This is a genomic window from Ensifer soli, from assembly GCF_041928815.1.
GTDB lineage: Bacteria > Pseudomonadota > Alphaproteobacteria > Rhizobiales > Rhizobiaceae > JBHFEI01.
In genome coordinates, this window is the sequence record NZ_JBHFEI010000006.1 from 190,629 (window position 1) to 206,805 (window position 16,177).

General features: G+C 62.5%; 15 protein-coding genes. 10 read left to right on the forward strand and 5 right to left on the reverse strand.

Features of this window, described 5'->3' with window-relative positions:
- Positions 1–151 precede the first annotated feature (151 nt).
- Positions 152–976: a sulfite exporter TauE/SafE family protein gene (locus ACEVQ6_RS11335; RefSeq protein ID WP_374889079.1), complete on the reverse strand. Its 825-nt coding sequence runs from the start codon at positions 974–976 to the stop codon at positions 152–154.
- Between the two features lie 226 nt (positions 977–1,202).
- Between ACEVQ6_RS11335 and ACEVQ6_RS11340 the strand changes: the two genes are divergently transcribed.
- From ACEVQ6_RS11340 to ACEVQ6_RS11365, 6 genes are all read left to right on the forward strand, one after another.
- Complete coding sequence (locus ACEVQ6_RS11340; protein WP_374889080.1) at positions 1,203–1,583, forward strand: hypothetical protein; 381 nt, start codon at positions 1,203–1,205, stop codon at positions 1,581–1,583.
- A 106-nt stretch (positions 1,584–1,689) separates the two neighbouring features.
- Positions 1,690–2,553, forward strand: coding sequence for an RDD family protein (locus tag ACEVQ6_RS11345; protein WP_374889081.1), 864 nt, complete (start codon positions 1,690–1,692; stop codon positions 2,551–2,553).
- A 70-nt stretch (positions 2,554–2,623) separates the two neighbouring features.
- Positions 2,624–5,689: an excinuclease ABC subunit UvrB gene (gene uvrB / locus ACEVQ6_RS11350; RefSeq protein WP_374889082.1), complete on the forward strand. Its 3,066-nt coding sequence runs from the start codon at positions 2,624–2,626 to the stop codon at positions 5,687–5,689.
- Positions 5,690–5,725: 36 nt separating this feature from the next.
- Entirely contained in the window at positions 5,726–7,678 is a 1,953-nt protein-coding gene (locus ACEVQ6_RS11355) for an ATP-binding protein (RefSeq protein ID WP_374889083.1), read from the forward strand.
- 731 nt (positions 7,679–8,409) lie between these two features.
- Positions 8,410–8,961, forward strand: coding sequence for a hypothetical protein (locus tag ACEVQ6_RS11360; protein WP_374889084.1), 552 nt, complete (start codon positions 8,410–8,412; stop codon positions 8,959–8,961).
- Between the two features lie 296 nt (positions 8,962–9,257).
- On the forward strand, positions 9,258–9,470 hold the full coding sequence (locus ACEVQ6_RS11365; protein ID WP_374889085.1) for a cold-shock protein: 213 nt from the start codon (positions 9,258–9,260) through the stop codon (positions 9,468–9,470).
- A gap of 71 nt (positions 9,471–9,541) precedes the next feature.
- Here the strand turns inward: ACEVQ6_RS11365 and dusA are convergent, their stop codons facing one another.
- Positions 9,542–10,612 (reverse strand): tRNA dihydrouridine(20/20a) synthase DusA, encoded by a 1,071-nt coding sequence (dusA, locus tag ACEVQ6_RS11370; RefSeq protein ID WP_374889086.1) that lies wholly within the window; start codon positions 10,610–10,612, stop codon positions 9,542–9,544.
- Between the two features lie 430 nt (positions 10,613–11,042).
- Between dusA and ACEVQ6_RS11375 the strand changes: the two genes are divergently transcribed.
- The 3 genes from ACEVQ6_RS11375 to ACEVQ6_RS11385 all read left to right on the forward strand — a co-directional run bounded on the left by ACEVQ6_RS11375 (position 11,043) and on the right by ACEVQ6_RS11385 (position 12,736).
- On the forward strand, positions 11,043–11,246 hold the full coding sequence (locus tag ACEVQ6_RS11375; protein WP_374889087.1) for a hypothetical protein: 204 nt from the start codon (positions 11,043–11,045) through the stop codon (positions 11,244–11,246).
- Between the two features lie 168 nt (positions 11,247–11,414).
- A complete protein-coding gene (locus tag ACEVQ6_RS11380) occupies positions 11,415–12,104 on the forward strand; it encodes a fumarylacetoacetate hydrolase family protein (RefSeq protein WP_374889088.1) in 690 nt (229 codons plus the stop codon).
- Between the two features lie 101 nt (positions 12,105–12,205).
- Entirely contained in the window at positions 12,206–12,736 is a 531-nt protein-coding gene (locus ACEVQ6_RS11385; RefSeq protein ID WP_374889089.1) for a gamma carbonic anhydrase family protein, read from the forward strand.
- 121 nt (positions 12,737–12,857) lie between these two features.
- Here ACEVQ6_RS11385 and ACEVQ6_RS11390 read toward each other — a convergent pair whose 3' ends face one another.
- The 3 genes from ACEVQ6_RS11390 to ACEVQ6_RS11400 are packed head-to-tail and all read right to left on the reverse strand — an operon-like array spanning position 12,858 to position 14,999.
- A complete protein-coding gene (locus ACEVQ6_RS11390; RefSeq protein WP_374889090.1) occupies positions 12,858–13,256 on the reverse strand; it encodes a Fur family transcriptional regulator in 399 nt (132 codons plus the stop codon).
- Positions 13,253–14,077 carry a metal ABC transporter permease gene (locus ACEVQ6_RS11395; RefSeq protein ID WP_374889091.1) on the reverse strand — a complete coding sequence of 275 codons (825 nt, stop codon included), beginning with the start codon at positions 14,075–14,077 and terminating at the stop codon, positions 13,253–13,255. The genes ACEVQ6_RS11390 and ACEVQ6_RS11395 overlap by 4 nt, the downstream gene beginning before the upstream one ends.
- Positions 14,070–14,999 (reverse strand): ATP-binding cassette domain-containing protein, encoded by a 930-nt coding sequence (locus tag ACEVQ6_RS11400; protein WP_374889092.1) that lies wholly within the window; start codon positions 14,997–14,999, stop codon positions 14,070–14,072. The genes ACEVQ6_RS11395 and ACEVQ6_RS11400 overlap by 8 nt, the downstream gene beginning before the upstream one ends.
- Positions 15,000–15,098: 99 nt before the next feature.
- Here ACEVQ6_RS11400 and znuA point away from each other — a divergent pair, with 99 nt between their 5' ends.
- Positions 15,099–16,109, forward strand: a complete 1,011-nt coding sequence (znuA, locus tag ACEVQ6_RS11405; RefSeq protein ID WP_374889093.1) for a zinc ABC transporter substrate-binding protein ZnuA — start codon at positions 15,099–15,101, stop codon at positions 16,107–16,109.
- Positions 16,110–16,177: the final 68 nt, after the last annotated feature.

The window sequence follows — 16,177 nt, forward strand, 5'->3', positions numbered from 1 at the left end:
GCGTGCCGCCTTGTTTTCGATCGGCGAAACCGTCATCCCCGGCCCGGCGGCACGGACGAACACACCGAACGGCATGGAGGACGTCGCCGCGCGAACACCGGCCCCGCTCCAGCAGGCGCATGCACCGTATCGCCGAAACGGGGAACGGACGCTATTGCCCCAGCGCCGTCTGGAAGAAGCGTGCCGAGATCAGCACGAGGAAGATGCCGAAGCCGATCTCGAGCTGGCGGCGCTTCAGCGCATGGGCCAGCCGCACGCCGAGCGGCGCGACGAGCAGCGTCACCGGAATGATCAGCGCGACGGCGATCCAGTTGATGTAGCCGGTCGAAAACGGCGGCCGCCCCGGCTCGCCCCAGCCGGCCCAGACATAGCCGATCAGCCCGGGGATCGAGATCAGCACGCCGAGACCGGAGGAGGTCGCCACCGCCTGGTGGATGCTGCGGCCGTGCAGCGTCATGAAGATGTTGTTGAACACGCCGCCGCCGATACCCATCAGGCCGGAGAGCGTGCCGAGCACGGTCCCGTAGGCAAACAGGGCCGGATGGCGCGGCAGGTCGTTGGCGACGCGCCAGCTCTCGCGGTTGAGGAACATGCGGAGCGCCATCGCGAGCGCCATCGTCGCGAAGATCAGCATCAGCGTGCGGCCGGAGACATAGGCCGCGATCACGGACGCCGCGAGCACGCCGAGCGGGACGGCGACGATCCAGGCGCGCAAAAGGCCGGTATCGACCGCGCCGCGCTTGCGATGGGAGAGGAACGAACGGATCGAGGTCGGCACGATGATGGCGAGCGACGTGCCGAGCGCCAGATGCATCGCCACGTCCTGGCCGATGCCGAGCAGCGTGAAGAGCTGGACGAAGACCGGCACGAGAATCGCTCCGCCCCCGATGCCGAACAGGCCGGCCAGCACGCCGGCGACGGCGCCGGCGGCGATCAGCGCGAGCGCGAAGGTGAAGAGTTCGGCAAGTGGCGGCATGGCAGGGCGGGTCCGGCATCAGAATCTTCGCCCACTGTCATCATGCCGTGATGCATTTCAACCAGTTTCCGCCCTGCGGTGCATGACGTGCCGTGATTTGCATCGGCCCGGCGGCAGTCCCGTTGTTCCGGACCGTTTTTCGCCGGCCTCTGCGCCGGCTTTTTTTCCGTCTTGCTTGACGTCGCAAACCGCTGGTGCACCATGGGGTGTTTTCAGGAGGAACGATATGCTCAAGATGATTTCAGTCTTAATGATGGTCACGGGTCTGATGAGCTTGCCTGCCGCTGCAGCAGGGAAAGACTTGAAAGACGCCGACCTGAAAGCCTTGCTGGAAGGCGGTAAGACATTGCAGCTCGGCGGGGCGGGCATGGGCTACACGGGAACGCTGAACCTTGCCGCGAACGGGACAGGAGCCGGATCCGCACAGACCGACAAAGGGGATAAGATCGTCATCCAGGGCCAATGGCGGATCAAGGGAAACAGGTTCTGCCGGAAATGGGAGGGGCTCGATGGCGGTAAGGAAATATGCGAGACGTGGCGTCTCGTCGCCCGGAACAACGTCGAGGTTAACCACGGAAAGAAGATGACCGGTGTGAACTCATGGTAACGCGGATCAGCGGCGAACAGACGGCGCTTTGATCACGCCGCCTGCCCGATCCGGCCGGCGTGTCTCGGGGGAATTCTCGTCTCCCGACCATCGGCCAGCCCTTTCCATGCCCGCAGTGATCGCGGAGCCTTTTCAGGAATTGCATGTCGTACCCTGCCCCGGCTGTCATCATGTCCCCGCCCGCCTCTTCTGGCGACGCGGCTTTGCCTACCTGATCGACGTCATCACCGCCAATCTCTTGATCTGGATCGTCCTGCTGGTGCTGTCGCTGGCGGCCTCCTGGTTTTTGGGTGTTTCCATGTCCGAACCGACGACCTGCGAGCAAGCGGCGACCGGCCCCGCAGTGGCGCTGATCGAGCGCGAGTGGCCCTTGGATGCCGGCGAGGAACGATTGAATATCGTCTGCCGCAGCACGTCCGTGCTGGGAGCGGGCAGCTGGCAATTCACCTCCTATACGCGATCCGGGTCCAGCTCCGACGCCTTCAGGCTGACGCGATCCGTCTCCTTCCCCGTCGATGCGCGCGGTGCGCCTCTTGCCGAAAGCGAACTGTTCCTGGAGACCGCCATCAGCGTACCGCTCGCATCGCTGCCCTGGCTGCTGACGATCGGGTTGTTCATCGTCTTCGGCGCGCAGGGGCGGCGGACGCCGGGCAAGCGGTTGATGGGTCTCCGGGTCACGACGGAGGATGGCATTCCGCCCGGTCTCGAACGCTCGCTGCGCCGTGAGCTGTGGAAGTTCATGCCTCTGCTGGCAGGAACGGTTCTCATCCTCCCCGTCCTCATAGTCGCAGTCGAGGATCTCCGCCTCCTGATCGCCTTCGCGCGTGATGGCGCCGTCCCGAATTGGGTCCTCGCGGTCGTGCTTCCGGCCGTTCTTGCCGGGGCCGTCTGGTGGCTCGGCCCCTTCCTGCGCTGGCGCGGCCAGACGTTTCACGATCGCCTCGCGGGCACGGTGGTGCGCCGCGCCTGAGGGCGCACCGTTTCCCTTTTGTACCGGCCGCCCCTTCCAATCCGGGCGGACTCTCGCCATATTCGCGGCCATGGCCAGAGCACCGAAAAAACCGTCCGGCTTCGAGGAAGCCCCGCAATCCGACTTCGAGGGCGCGCCGCTCGCGGGCAGCGTCTCCGACTGGGTGAAGCAGCTCGAGGCGGAGGCGGAGGCCGGCTCCGTCGAGACGCAGCGCTCGATCGCCTCCAAGGCCGGCAAGCACCGCAAGAGCGTCGAGATCGCCGCGTCGACGGCCAAACGCGGCAAGGCGGAGGCGCCGAGCGCCGGGCGCAGCGCCCGCGGCACCTCGATGGGTGGCTCGACCGACCCGAAGACCCGCGCCGCCGCCGGCCTCAATCCGGTCGCCGGAATGAGCGTGGCGCTCGAGGACGCCGCCGCCCCGTCCGCCGTCACCGCCACCGTCGAGGCGCTGTCGAAGCTGATCGAGAGCGGCAATCCTCTGTTCAAGGACGGCAAGCTCTGGACGCCGCACCGCCCCGCCCGCCCCGACAAGTCGGAGGGCGGCATCCCGATCCGCATGCAGACCGAATACCGGCCCTCCGGCGACCAGCCGACCGCGATCCGCGACCTGGTCGAGGGGCTCGGCAATGGCGAGCGCAGCCAGGTACTGCTCGGCGTCACCGGCTCGGGCAAGACCTTCACCATGGCCAAGGTGATCGAGGAGACGCAGCGCCCCGCCGTCATCCTCGCGCCGAACAAGACGCTCGCCGCCCAGCTCTATTCCGAGTTCAAGAACTTCTTCCCGGACAACGCGGTCGAGTATTTCGTCTCCTACTACGACTACTACCAGCCTGAGGCTTACGTCCCCCGCTCCGACACCTATATCGAGAAGGAATCCTCGATCAACGAGCAGATCGACCGGATGCGCCACTCCGCCACCCGCTCGCTGCTCGAGCGCGACGACGTCATCATCGTCGCCTCCGTCTCCTGCATCTACGGTATTGGCTCGGTCGAGACCTATACGGCGATGACCTTCCAGATGGCCGTCGGCGACCGGCTCGACCAGCGCCAGCTGCTCGCCGACCTCGTCGCCCAGCAGTACAAGCGCCGCGACATGGATTTCCAGCGCGGCAGTTTTCGCGTGCGCGGCGATACGATCGAGATCTTCCCGGCCCACCTGGAGGATGCCGCCTGGCGCATCTCCATGTTCGGCGACGAGATCGACGCCATCACCGAATTCGACCCGCTGACCGGGCACAAGACCGGCGACCTCAAATCGGTGAAGATCTACGCCAACAGCCATTACGTCACGCCGCGCCCGACGCTGAACGCCGCGATCAAGGCGATCCGCGACGAGCTGAAGCACCGCCTCGCCGAGCTCGAGAAGGCCGGCCGCCTGCTGGAGGCCCAGCGCCTCGAGCAGCGCACCCGCTACGACATCGAGATGCTGGAGGCGACCGGCTCCTGCCAGGGCATCGAGAACTATTCGCGCTACTTGACCGGCCGCAAACCCGGCGAGCCGCCGCCGACCCTCTTCGAATACATCCCCGACGACGCGATCATCTTCATCGACGAGAGCCACGTCACCGTGCCGCAGATCGGCGGCATGTATCGCGGCGACTTCCGCCGCAAGGCGACGCTCGCCGAATACGGCTTCCGCCTGCCCTCCTGCATGGACAACCGCCCGCTCCGCTTCGAGGAATGGGACGCGATGCGCCCCGACACGATCGCCGTCTCCGCCACGCCCGGCGGCTGGGAGCTCGAACAGTCCGGCGGCGTCTTCGCCGAGCAGGTCATCCGCCCGACCGGCCTCATCGATCCGCCCGTCGAGGTGCGCGCCGCCAAAACCCAGGTCGACGACGTGCTCGGCGAGATCCGCGACACCGCCGCGAAGGGCTATCGCACGCTCTGCACCGTGCTGACCAAGCGCATGGCCGAGGACCTGACCGAATACCTGCACGAGCAGGGCGTGCGCGTGCGCTACATGCATTCCGACATCGACACGCTGGAGCGCATCGAGATCATCCGCGACCTGCGTCTCGGCGCCTTCGACGTCCTCGTCGGCATCAACCTCCTGCGCGAGGGCCTCGACATTCCCGAATGCGGCTTCGTCGCCATTCTCGATGCCGACAAGGAAGGATTCTTGCGCTCCGAGACCTCTTTGATCCAGACGATCGGCCGCGCCGCCCGCAATGTCGACGGCAAGGTCATCCTCTATGCCGACCAGATCACCGGCTCGATGGCGCGCGCCATGGAGGAGACCAGCCGGCGCCGCGAGAAGCAGATGGCCTACAATGCCGAGCACGGCATCACGCCGGAATCGGTGAAGGCGAAGATTTCCGACATCCTCGATTCGGTCTACGAGCGCGACCATGTCCGCGCCGATATCTCCGGTGCGGCCGGCAAGGGCTTCGCTTCCGGCGGCCATCTCATCGGCAACAACCTGCAGTCCCATCTCGACGCGCTGGAAAAGCAGATGCGCGACGCCGCCGCCAATCTCGATTTCGAGACCGCCGCGCGGCTTCGCGACGAGATCAAGCGCCTCAAGGCCGCCGAACTCGCCGCCATGGACGATCCTCTGGCAAGACAAGAGGCGCGGAGCGCCGAAGGCGCGACCGGGAATGCAAGAAGCGCGGCGCGGAGTGCCGAAGGCACGACAGGGAGTGCAAGAAGCGCGGCGAGGAGCGCCGAAGGCGCGACCGGGAATGCAAAAAGCGGGGCGCGGAGCACCGAAGGCACGACCGGGACGGGGTCTGCGCACATCGGGGCGAAGGCGCGACGTGCCGAAGGCACCGAGGGTAACACGGACGCCGACGCCGGGGACGACGCGGCCGGTGCCTCCCTCTTCCGCAAACCCTCGCTCGACGACATGGGCCCTGGAACGGACACGGCCCGGCCGCTCTTCCGCAAGAACACGCTGGACGAGATGACCGTCGGGCGGACGGAAAAGCCGGTCTCCGGCCGCCTGCCGGAAAAGCCCGCCCCCCACGCCCCACCCGCCGGCCGCCATTCCCCCCTGCTCGAAGGCCAGCCGGACCGCGCCGATCCGTCACGGCCGCTGGTGCGGGGAAAGGTCGGCGCGGGGAGTTACGAGGACCCGGCGGAGGTCAAGCGCAAGGGCCGGACGAAGGGGAAGACGGGGCGGCCGGGTCGGTAGTGTTGTTGAAAACGAAGTTCAACGGTTGAGGTTATTATGGCAACGAGGCCGGGTATTCATCAAGATTTTCGGTATGAAAATTACTCTGCGACAATTAAAAAGGCAATATTCTCTATTGCAAATCAATTTTATATAACCAGGTCTTTCAAAAGTGTGCGCATAGGCAATAGTGATTACTACGCAATTTTAGCAAGACCTACTGATGAATTTTCCGTTTATGTTAACGCCGATAGAGAGTTAATTGTCTTATTTTCTGATTATAATACGTTTGAAATCAGAACGCTTGAAGCGTTTGATGAGTTTTATGCGACTGTCGACTCTGCGCGAGTTGATAAAAGCTTGAGGTTTCTCGTAAGTAGTGACAATGGGATCGAATCTATAATTCGACATTACTTAAGTCAGACGCCCGAATATCCAATAATAATTCCTATGACATTTACGCTAATTGAGAACTCTCGCCAAGCGCTTCTTGATGCAACTAGAAGAAATTATCTTCTCAGAGATTTATTTGGCTATCAAAATCCCCTTCGAGAAGAAACTTTTTTCTTTGGTAGACAGAACGTGGTAAATACAGTTTTAGATTTGGCAAAATCTGGTCAGTCTTCTAGTTTGTTTGGATTGAGGAAAAGCGGAAAAACATCAACTATATATGCTATTTCGCGGAAGTCGAAGGCGTTTGGATGTGTAACGTCAATTATTGATTGTCAAAATCCATCTGTGCATGCGCGAGATTATCGTGGCTTGCTAATTTTATTGTTAAATGAAGTCAGAAAAACTCTAGGTATTGGGAAGGCAATTGATACCTTAGGTGACACACCAGCGAAAATATCTGAAAATTTTGCGCAATTTATGAAATCGTTAACAGGTCAGGCGAAAGGAAAAATACTAATTATTTTTGATGAAATCGAGAATATCTCGCCGAATACGGCTGCGTCCCGTCATTGGAGGGAAGGAGGCGACTCTTTACTTTTTTGGCAGATCATTCGGTCTTTCATTCAATCGGAAGCGTCGTCGAAGATTTCCATTTGTTTGGTTGGAACCAGCCCCCATTTACTTGAATTGTCACATATTAACGGCGTCGCAAATCCAATGTACCTCTTCTCTCAGAAGAAGTTTATACCTAATCTTACATTTGATGAAACTCGAAATATGATTGAGAAGCTCGGCCATTTTATGGGGCTCACATTCTCACCAGATATTATAGCTGATATTCAGAAGACTTATGGTGGTCATCCGTTCTTTATAAGGCAAGCGTGCAGTACCATTCATCAAATATCAAGCACAAATCGACCAGTGAAAGTGTCTCAAGAAACATTAAGAATAGCGAAACAGCAGTTCTCGACTCAAATGATAGCGTATCTTTCGGAGATACTTAGGAATTTAAATGATTTCTATCCAGAAGAAATGACGTTGCTTGAAGATTTTCTCTTGAAAAAGAATTTCGATTTATTGGAGTTTGCTTCTGAGGCTCCAATCTATGTCGACCACTTGATTGGTTACGGATTGATAGAGCGTTCTGGGGCGCATTTTGATATAAAGTTTGATGCAATCAGACATGCCGTAGAACTAAATAAACCACACGAAAGTCTTGAGAAGAAGTGGGAGGAAATCCTTAGAAGAAGAAATAGTATTGAGAATGAGATTAGGAGATCGATTTTTTACAATTCAAAATTTATTACTTTAGAGGATTGGGTTGATATTTTGGAGAAGAATCTGACGTTAAAGAGATTTTCTGATTTGACATCTAATGAGCCAGCCTATCTTTTATCGAAGGAGACTAGCCCATTATATTTGACTGACCTTCTTATGATCATGAAAGATGAGCGAATTTTACCTTATATTGAAGATCGACGTTCGGATTTGCTGAAAGCAATCAATGTAGTGAACAAATTAAGAAAAGATACTCATGCTCGTGATATATCTAATTTAGAAATGACAAGTGTTAGGCAGGCATTTGAAACTCTCGAAGGAGAATTTTGCGGAATTTAAACTAAATTTCCCCCGCCCCCTCACTCCATGCCATACTCCTCTCGTCCCACCACGGATATCCCGCGAGGCGTCGCGGCGAGGTGGGGCCGGCGCGGGCCGTGAGGGGACGACGCATCGCCTCATCGTCCGGGTCCGTGCAACACGGTCTCCCTCCGGCGATCGCGGGGAGTGGCGGCATCGGATGTGCCGGCACTCTCGATCCCGCCGGACGTGCCTTGGCGGCACACAGGGGAGGTCGGGGCCGGAGGATGCCGCGGCATCGTCCGCCGGGCCTGCGAAACCCGCGCCCGGACACCGACGGCAGCACGCCGCCGGCCCCGCCCCTTCCGCAGAGAGACCGCCCGCGCGGGCAGAAACCGCCGAACGGGGCGCTGGAAAGTGCCGCATACCACCACCCGAACGAGGCTCTTTTCCGCGCCCCGTCCGCCTGCCCCCGCCGGCTCCGCCGCGCCGGGACGGCCAACCATGCCCAGCAGGCTCTGTCGAGCCGGCCGCGCTCGGCGACGACGGCGCGGACGTTTTCCCGAAAGATCGGGCCGACCCGGTGGCACGGCCACTCCGGTGGCACGACCAGTCCGGTGGCAAGGCCGCTCCGGCGGGGGGCCGGGCGGGCCTCACGCGGCCTTGAGCGGTACCCGCCCTGCGCCGCGTCCGGCCGCTGAGGCGCCGCCGCCCACAAAGGCCATGCCAAGCCGCGCCGGCCGTGCAACCGGGGGAAGGAGCCCGCGCCGATGTCCGATACCGATCTTCGATCCCTCGCCCTGCCGCTCGTCATCGATGCCATGGACCTGCCGCGCCGCCTCTGCCCGCATGGCAACTGCCGGCGCCACCGGCTCTGCCTGCGCGGCCGCGTCGAAGGCCATCCCGTCGCCTGCCTGGAGCGGCTCGATCCGGGGACGCGCGCAGAGCTCGACGCCTGCGTCGCCGTGGCGGTCGGGTTGCTTCGCGTGCTCGGCGATGCCCGCCTGCCCTTTCCCGTCTGGTCGCCCGAGGCCGGCGCGCGCCGGCGGCAATCCTTCGCGGCCGCGATGCTGCGCCGCGCCCTCCCGCTAGGCTCCGCCCGCGACGCGCTCGACGCCTGGCGCGCCGCCGCCCCGGATGGGACGCCGCCATCCGCTCCGGCGGTGCCGGTCGCTCCGGCCGTGCCGGTCGGTCCGGCCGTGCCGGTCGCGCCGGACGCTCCGGTCGCGAGGCAGACCGGGAGACAGTCGGTGAAACCATCGGCAACGCCGTCGGCGACGCCGTTGGCGGAACACGCCGCGACGGGAGCGGGCGGCGATTAAATCGCTTGCAATTTATCCGTCCTGCTGGCATCACTTTTGCCGTTCGGGCGTTTTCTATCCCGGAGACTGGACTGCTGTATGGCCCCGGAGGAGGCTTCGGGCGGGGCGAAAGCCCCTGTAGACGTTCTTTCCCCGTTATCGTGACTTCTCGACTTCGCATATCCGGTCCGGCGCCACCACGCGCGACGGCCCGGCAGGACAAGGCCAAGATCCCGGCACGCCGGGGTTTTGGCAAAACGGCCCGGCGGACGCGCTGCCGGGATGACTGAGACAACCGGGACAAGGACTTAATTCCCATGGCCACCAAGGGCACCGTAAAATTCTTCAACCAGGACAAGGGCTTTGGCTTCATCACGCCGGAAGGCGGCGCCAAGGACGTGTTCGTTCACATCTCCGCTCTGCATGCTGCCGGCATCCAGACGTTGAAGGATGGCCAGCAGGTCGTCTTCGACACCGAGCCGGATCGCATGGGCAAGGGCCCGAAGGCCGTCAACATCCGCGCCGCGTAATTCGCCCGCGCGTTTGACCGCTTGAGACGGCGCCCCTTGCGGGCGCCGTTTTCGTTTGCGGCCGGGGCCCCCTATTCCGCCGCCGCCGCGCCCGCCTCCATCGGCCCGAGGACCGCGGCAAAGGCGTCGGCGATCACCTCAGGTCCCGCGCCCGCCCGCGCCGCCTCCGCCGAGAGGATCTGCCGATAGCGCCGCGCGCCCGGCATCCCCTGGAACAGCCCGACCATGTGCCGCGTCACATGGATCAGCCGTCCCCCGCCGGCGATATGCCCGGCCGCATGCGCCATCATCGCATCCCGCACGCCCCGCCAGAGATCCGCGTCGACCGCGCGCGCCTCCGCCGCGGCCCCCGTGACCGGATGCGGAAAATGCCGGTCCACCTCCGTCAGGATCGCGCTGTCCTGGTAGGCCGCCCGCCCGAGCATCACCCCGTCCATCGCCGCGAGGTGCGCCAGCCCATCCGCCACGCCGCGAATCCCGCCGTTGATGCCGATGAAGAGATCCGGGTTCTCCGCCTTCACCCGATGCACGAGCCCGTAATCCAGCGGCGGAATGTCCCGGTTCTCCTTCGGCGACAGTCCCTGCAGCCACGCCTTGCGCGCATGCACCCAGACGCCATCCACCCCGGCCGTCCTGACGGCCGCCAGAAACGCCCGCAGGGCCGCCTCAGGGTCCTGGTCGTCGACGCCGATCCGGCACTTCACGGTCACCGGAATCGTCACCGCGGCCTTCATCGCCGCCACGCTGTCCGCCACCAGGTCAGGTGCGCGCATCAGGCAGGCGCCGAACGTTCCCGACTGCACTCGATCCGAGGGACAGCCGACATTCATGTTGATTTCGGCATAGCCAAAACCTTCGCCGATCCTGGCTGCCTCCGCGAGCTTCACGGGATCGTTGCCGCCAAGCTGCAACGCGACTGGGCTCTCGACGGAATCGAAGCCGAGCAGGCGCTGCCGATCTCCGCGCAGGATCGCGTCGGCGACGATCATCTCGGTGTAAAGCAGGGCATGGCGCGACAGCTGCCGAGCGAGAAAGCGGAAATGCCGGTCCGTCCAGTCGATCATCGGCGCGACGGCAAAGACGGGACGCCGGAAGTAATTAATTTCTTTGATTTCTTCCTCACGTTCCGATGTTCGCGCCATACCTTTTTCCTCTTAACTTTCTGCCGTTCTTGAACGCCTGCGCGCTCCGGCACACCATATGGCGCGCAACAACCCGCCATGCCCGATCAACCGCAAAGGGATCAGCACACACGTCCGCAACAGAACGGCACCGCACAGTCTCTAGCGCAGGCTCTGCTCAAAAGCGACCAGGGTCCTGTCGACCGTCGACGCTTCAGGGAAAGAAGAGGCCACCGGCATGTTCCGCCGCGCCTGCGAGGACCGTGAAAGCAGAATAAATATTGGGCATCTTGCCCGAAGATTGCCCATGTCAGCCGATCAAAACATTGCGGAACTCTAAATTTCGTGGTGTAAATTAAAGTCAGGGAGATGCCTCAGAAAGATCCTATTAAAGAGGCACGTTGGAGACACAGGCCGAACATAAAGAGGCCAGCCATCGGGAGGTCATGAGATGAACGATGATCATCTTTACCGTATCGTTGAAGTCAGCCTGAAACGCTCGAACGGTCGCAGCGACGTCGGTATCATGACGGTACGCCAGGCGCTGGAATTGCCGGTCGAGGCCGTGCTCGAATACAGCGACCCGGACCTCAACTCCCGCTCGGGCGGGAGGGCCTTCAATCGGGAGCAGCTCGTCGCTTATGCGAGCGGCTGACTCTTCCGTTATTTTCTCCGTGAGTGTCGATCGATAATCAACCGGTACGACGGTCGCCTGTTGTGAAGCCCGCACGTCGAAGGGTGACGTTTTTTGAACCCGCTCGGTTTCACGCCAGGTGTTTATGCGCTAGGCTTCGGGAATTGAGATCCCGTCTTGGAAGCCTCCATGCCCGATACCGTCTTTTCACCACCCGAGCCCGTTCTGCTGCCGGTGCTCGGAACAGCATCCTTGTTTCCCGTGCGGCGCGTCTATTGCGTCGGCAGGAACTACGAGGCGCATGCGCGCGAGATGGGACATTCGGGAGAACGGGAACCTCCCTTCTTCTTCCAGAAGAACCCCGACAATCTTGTGAACAACGGCGGTCGTTTCCCGTATCCGGCGCTCTCTTCAAGCGTTCATCATGAGGTCGAACTGGTCGTCGCGTTGAAAGCCGGAGGTGCGGAGATCGACGCGGACGGCGCCATCGCCGCCATTTTCGGGTATGGCGTCGGCATCGACTTCACCCGCCGCGATCTGCAGGCGGAAGCGAAAGCCGCCGGCAAGCCCTGGACCGCGGCAAAGGCCTTCGAGTTCTCCGCGCCCGTCTCTCCGATAACGCCGGTTGCAAGCGGGAAGCACCCGTTCGAGAACCGCATCTGGCTTTCGGTCAACGGCGATATGCGTCAGGATGCGACCACCGCGGAGATGATCTGGCGCGTGCCGGAAATCATCTGCGAGTTGTCGCGGCTGTTTACGCTCGCGCCCGGCGATGTGATCCTGACCGGCACGCCGGCCGGCGTCGGCGCGGTCCATCGCGGTGACAGGGTGGACTGCGGCGTCGACGGGGTCGCCACTCTTTCCGTGGACGTCATCTGACGGTTCATGGAAAAGAAGCAAGACCTTTCCACGGATCCGATATTCGGAGATACACGGGCTCCGTCACGACACCCTTTGCGATCGGCCTTCAGGAGACCATCATGCCGCTTTTTGCCCTCGGGGCGAGGACGCCCGAAACGCCGGCGCCGGACCATTTCTGGGTAGCGCCCGATGCCGACCTCGTCGGCGACGTGCGCGTCGGTCAGGATGTCGGCATCTGGTTCAAGGCGGTGCTTCGCGGAGACAACGAGGCGATCATTGTCGGAGCGCGATCCAACATCCAAGAGGGCGCGATCCTCCACACGGATCACGGGTTTCCGCTGACGATCGGCGCCGGCTGCACGGTCGGTCATCGTGCCATCCTTCACGGCTGCACGATCGGCGACAACTGCCTGATCGGCATGGGCGCGACGATTTTGAACGGGGCCGTCATCGGCGACAATTGCCTCGTCGGTGCCAATGCGCTGGTGACGGAAGGCAAGGTTTTCCCGGAGCGCAGCCTGATCGTCGGCGCGCCGGCGCGGGTCGTCCGCACGCTCACCGACGAGGCGATCGAGGGTTTACGTGCCTCTGCAAGCCATTACGTCGAAAACTGGCGGCGCTTCGCGCGAGACCTGCGTCGCATCGACTGACGGCGCCATCGCGATCGGCGGAGGGTTGAAGCATTTCCCGTCAAGTCCGCATCGGATACGACGCCCGGACCATGCGTCAAGACAGGGCATTTCCCGTGAACCCGTGCTCGCCGGAGAGATTTTAGCGGCAGTCGCGGCAGTGTCCGCGCACCTCGATCGTCGTCTTTTCGGTGCGGAAATCCTGAGCGGATACAAGCGCCGCGAGCCGGTGCTCGATCGCCGCGTCCTGAAACTCCGTCACCTGTCCGCAATCCTCGCAGATGGCGAAGGCGGTGACGCCGTGCTCATGGAGATGCTCGTGCGGCTGGGTGCAGGCGACAAACGCATTGAGGCTTTCCAGCCGGTGGATGAGGCCCTGCTCGATAAGCTTGTCGAGGGCACGATAGACCTGCAACGGTGCGCGAAATCCGTGATCACGCAACCGATCGAGGATCGTGTAGGCACTCAGAGGCTGGCCGGACGCGGTCAGCGCATCGAGCACGAGCGACTGGTTTCGGGTGAGTTTCGGTTGGGCCGTCATGGCGTGCCTCCCGACGCGGAAAGAGCCTGCGATGCGCGCCGCCTGAACGGCAACAGGCTGACGACGAAAAGACACAAGGCCGCGACGACGATCGAAGGACCGGAGGGCGTATCCCAGCGCAGCGAGCCAAACAGGCCGCCGACGACGGCGAGCACGCCGATCAGCGACGCGATCACCGCCATTTTCTCGGGCGAGCTGGAAAAGCGCCGGGCGGTCGCGGCCGGGATGATCAGCAGCGAGGTGATGAGCAGGATCCCGACGATCTTCATCGCGATCGCGATCACGAGCGCCATCAGCAGCATGAAGAAGAGCTGCGTGCGCTCCGGCTTCAACCCCTCCGCTTCCGCCAGCTCCGCATTGACGGTCGAGGCAAGCAGTGGCCGCCACAGGGCGACGATCGCCGCAAGGACGAGGATGCCGCCGCCCCAGACGAGATCGATATCCGCCTCGCTGACGGCCAGGATGTCGCCGAAGAGAAAGCCGACCAGATCGATCCGCACCCAGGTCATGAAGGCGACGATGACGAGGCCGATGGAGAGGGTCGAATGGGACAGGATGCCGAGCAGCGCATCGGCCGAAAGCGCCCCGCGACGCTGAAGAAAGAGCAGCAGCAGCGAGACGGTGGCGGCAACGAGGAACACGCTTACCATCAGCCCGAGATCGAAGAGGAGGGACAGCGCCACTCCGAGCAGGGCCGAATGGGCCATCGTGTCGCCGAAATAGGCCATCCGGCGCCAGATGACGAAGCAGCCGAGGGGACCCGTCATCAGCGCGACGCCGATACCCGCGACGAGGGCCCGGAGGAAGAAGTCGTCAAACATGGCGCCGGTCCTGCCGGGCGGGAGCGAGGCGCTGGTAGGCGTGCGAACAGCCGCAGTCCGGACCGTGGACATGGGCAGGCCCGCCCTCGCCTATCCCGGCCGCGCTCGACCCCTCGTGATGATGGCCGTCCTCCGGATGGCAATGTTCGGTGACAGTGCCGTCCGCATGCAGGACCCGCCCATCCGGGAGATGAGTATGATCGTGATCGTGGCTGTAGACGGCCAGAGCCTGCGCGGCACGGGCGCCGAAGAGCCTGAGATATTCCGGGCTTCGGCTGACGGCCTGCGGCGTTCCCCGGCAACAGACATGGCCGTTCAGGCAGATCACCGTGTCCGTTTCGGCCATGACCACATGAAGGTCGTGCGAAATCAGGAGAATGCCGCAGCCGGTGCGGTTGCGGATCGCCGTGATGAGGTCATAAAGCGCGATTTCCCCGGAGAAGTCGACGCCCTGCACCGGTTCGTCGAGAACAAGCAGGTCCGGGTTGCGGGCAAGTGCGCGCGCAAGGAGCGCGCGCTGGAACTCGCCGCCGGAGAGATGCTGCACCTCCGCTCCGGCAAGATGCGCGATTCCCGTCGATTCCAGCGCCGCAGCAATCTGGTGGCGATCGAGCGGCCCGGTCAACGTCATCAGCCGGCGCACCGTCAGCGGCATGGTCCAGTCCACCGACAGTTTCTGCGGGACATAGCCGATCTTCAGTCCGGCACGGCGGATGACCGTGCCTTCATCGGGCGCGAAGACGCCGATCGCGGTTTTTGCCGTCGTCGATTTTCCCGAGCCGTTCGGCCCGATCAGCGTGACGATCTCTCCCGGACGAACGGCGAGATCGACGCCGCGCACAAGCCAGCGGCCGTTGCGCCGGATCCCCGCCTGCTTCAGGGCGACGAGCGGTTGAGGATCGGAGGTCATGGTCTGCAGCATGATTTTTCCAGGGAACGCGGTTGCCAGTCGTTATCGCACACGTTATAGCATTACGCAATTGATGTAATAACATTACATCGAGAGTCCATGGAGTTTCCGATGAAAAAACTGTGCATGCTTCTTCTCGCCTCCTGCGCTCTCGGCGCCGCCGAGGCCCGTGCGGAGGCGCCGAACGTCGTCGTCTCGATCAAGCCGATCCACTCCGTCGTCGCCTCGATCATGCAAGGGGTGGGCGAACCGGCGCTGATCGTCGACGGTGGCGCCTCGCCGCACACCTACACGATGAAGCCGTCGAATGCCGCAGCACTGCAGAAGGCGGACGTGATCTTCTGGCTCGGCCCCTCCCTCGAGGCGTTCCTGACAAAGCCGCTGGCCGCCCTCGGCGGGAAGGCGACCGAGGTTGCGCTTTCGGAAGCGCCCGCGCTGACGAAGTTGCCATTTCGCGAAGGCGGCGCCTTCGAAGCGCATGATCACGGTCACGAAGGCGATCACGATCATGACGCGCATCACGATGGGCATGATCACAATGCCGCTGAGGGCGGCGAGCACGCCCATGCGCATGATGAGGACGGAGAGGAAGAGCACGAAGGGTTTGACATGCATCTGTGGCTGGACCCGAAAAACGCCGCCGTGCTCGCCGCGAAGGTCGCGGAGACGCTGGAGACCGCCGATCCGGCCAATGCAGCGCGCTATCACGCCAATCTCGATCGCTTCACCACCCGCCTGGAGACGCTTGACACAGAGATTCGCGAGACGATCGCGCCCGTGAAGGACAAGCCGTTCATCGTCTTCCACGACGCCTACCAGTATTTCGAGAAGCATTTTGGCGTTCGCGTGGCGGGATCCATCACCGTGAGCCCCGAAACCATGCCGGGCGCCGAGCGGATTTCGGAAATCCACGCCAAGGTCAAGACGCTCGGCGCGACCTGCGTCTTTGCCGAGCCGCAGTTTGAACCGAAGCTCGTCAAGGTGGTCACCGAGGGAACGTCGGCGAGAGCGGGCGTTCTCGATCCGGAAGGCGGAACGCTGACGGCCGGACCGGATCTCTACTTCGAGCTGATGGACGGCCTGGCGACATCCCTCAAGGCCTGCCTGGCGCCGGCAGGCTGAAAAAGGCGGCGGCAGGCTGAGGGAAAGCGCCGCCGGCCTCCCCGGGCGGAGGAGACCGGCGGGCATTC

What these genes read in the sequence shown, in the direction of transcription:
- ACEVQ6_RS11375 (WP_374889087.1), top strand. Translation starts at nt 11,043, where the DNA reads ATGAACGATGATCATCTTTACCGTATCGTTGAAGTCAGCCTGAAACGC.
- dusA (WP_374889086.1), bottom strand. Translation starts at nt 10,612, where the DNA reads ATGGCGCGAACATCGGAACGTGAGGAAGAAATCAAAGAAATTAATTAC.
- znuA (WP_374889093.1), top strand. Translation starts at nt 15,099, where the DNA reads ATGAAAAAACTGTGCATGCTTCTTCTCGCCTCCTGCGCTCTCGGCGCC.
- ACEVQ6_RS11365 (WP_374889085.1), top strand. Translation starts at nt 9,258, where the DNA reads ATGGCCACCAAGGGCACCGTAAAATTCTTCAACCAGGACAAGGGCTTT.
- ACEVQ6_RS11400 (WP_374889092.1), bottom strand. Translation starts at nt 14,999, where the DNA reads ATGCTGCAGACCATGACCTCCGATCCTCAACCGCTCGTCGCCCTGAAG.
- ACEVQ6_RS11390 (WP_374889090.1), bottom strand. Translation starts at nt 13,256, where the DNA reads ATGACGGCCCAACCGAAACTCACCCGAAACCAGTCGCTCGTGCTCGAT.
- ACEVQ6_RS11360 (WP_374889084.1), top strand. Translation starts at nt 8,410, where the DNA reads ATGTCCGATACCGATCTTCGATCCCTCGCCCTGCCGCTCGTCATCGAT.
- ACEVQ6_RS11340 (WP_374889080.1), top strand. Translation starts at nt 1,203, where the DNA reads ATGCTCAAGATGATTTCAGTCTTAATGATGGTCACGGGTCTGATGAGC.
- uvrB (WP_374889082.1), top strand. Translation starts at nt 2,624, where the DNA reads ATGGCCAGAGCACCGAAAAAACCGTCCGGCTTCGAGGAAGCCCCGCAA.
- ACEVQ6_RS11385 (WP_374889089.1), top strand. Translation starts at nt 12,206, where the DNA reads ATGCCGCTTTTTGCCCTCGGGGCGAGGACGCCCGAAACGCCGGCGCCG.
- ACEVQ6_RS11355 (WP_374889083.1), top strand. Translation starts at nt 5,726, where the DNA reads ATGGCAACGAGGCCGGGTATTCATCAAGATTTTCGGTATGAAAATTAC.
- ACEVQ6_RS11380 (WP_374889088.1), top strand. Translation starts at nt 11,415, where the DNA reads ATGCCCGATACCGTCTTTTCACCACCCGAGCCCGTTCTGCTGCCGGTG.
- ACEVQ6_RS11335 (WP_374889079.1), bottom strand. Translation starts at nt 976, where the DNA reads ATGCCGCCACTTGCCGAACTCTTCACCTTCGCGCTCGCGCTGATCGCC.
- ACEVQ6_RS11345 (WP_374889081.1), top strand. Translation starts at nt 1,690, where the DNA reads ATGCCCGCAGTGATCGCGGAGCCTTTTCAGGAATTGCATGTCGTACCC.
- ACEVQ6_RS11395 (WP_374889091.1), bottom strand. Translation starts at nt 14,077, where the DNA reads ATGTTTGACGACTTCTTCCTCCGGGCCCTCGTCGCGGGTATCGGCGTC.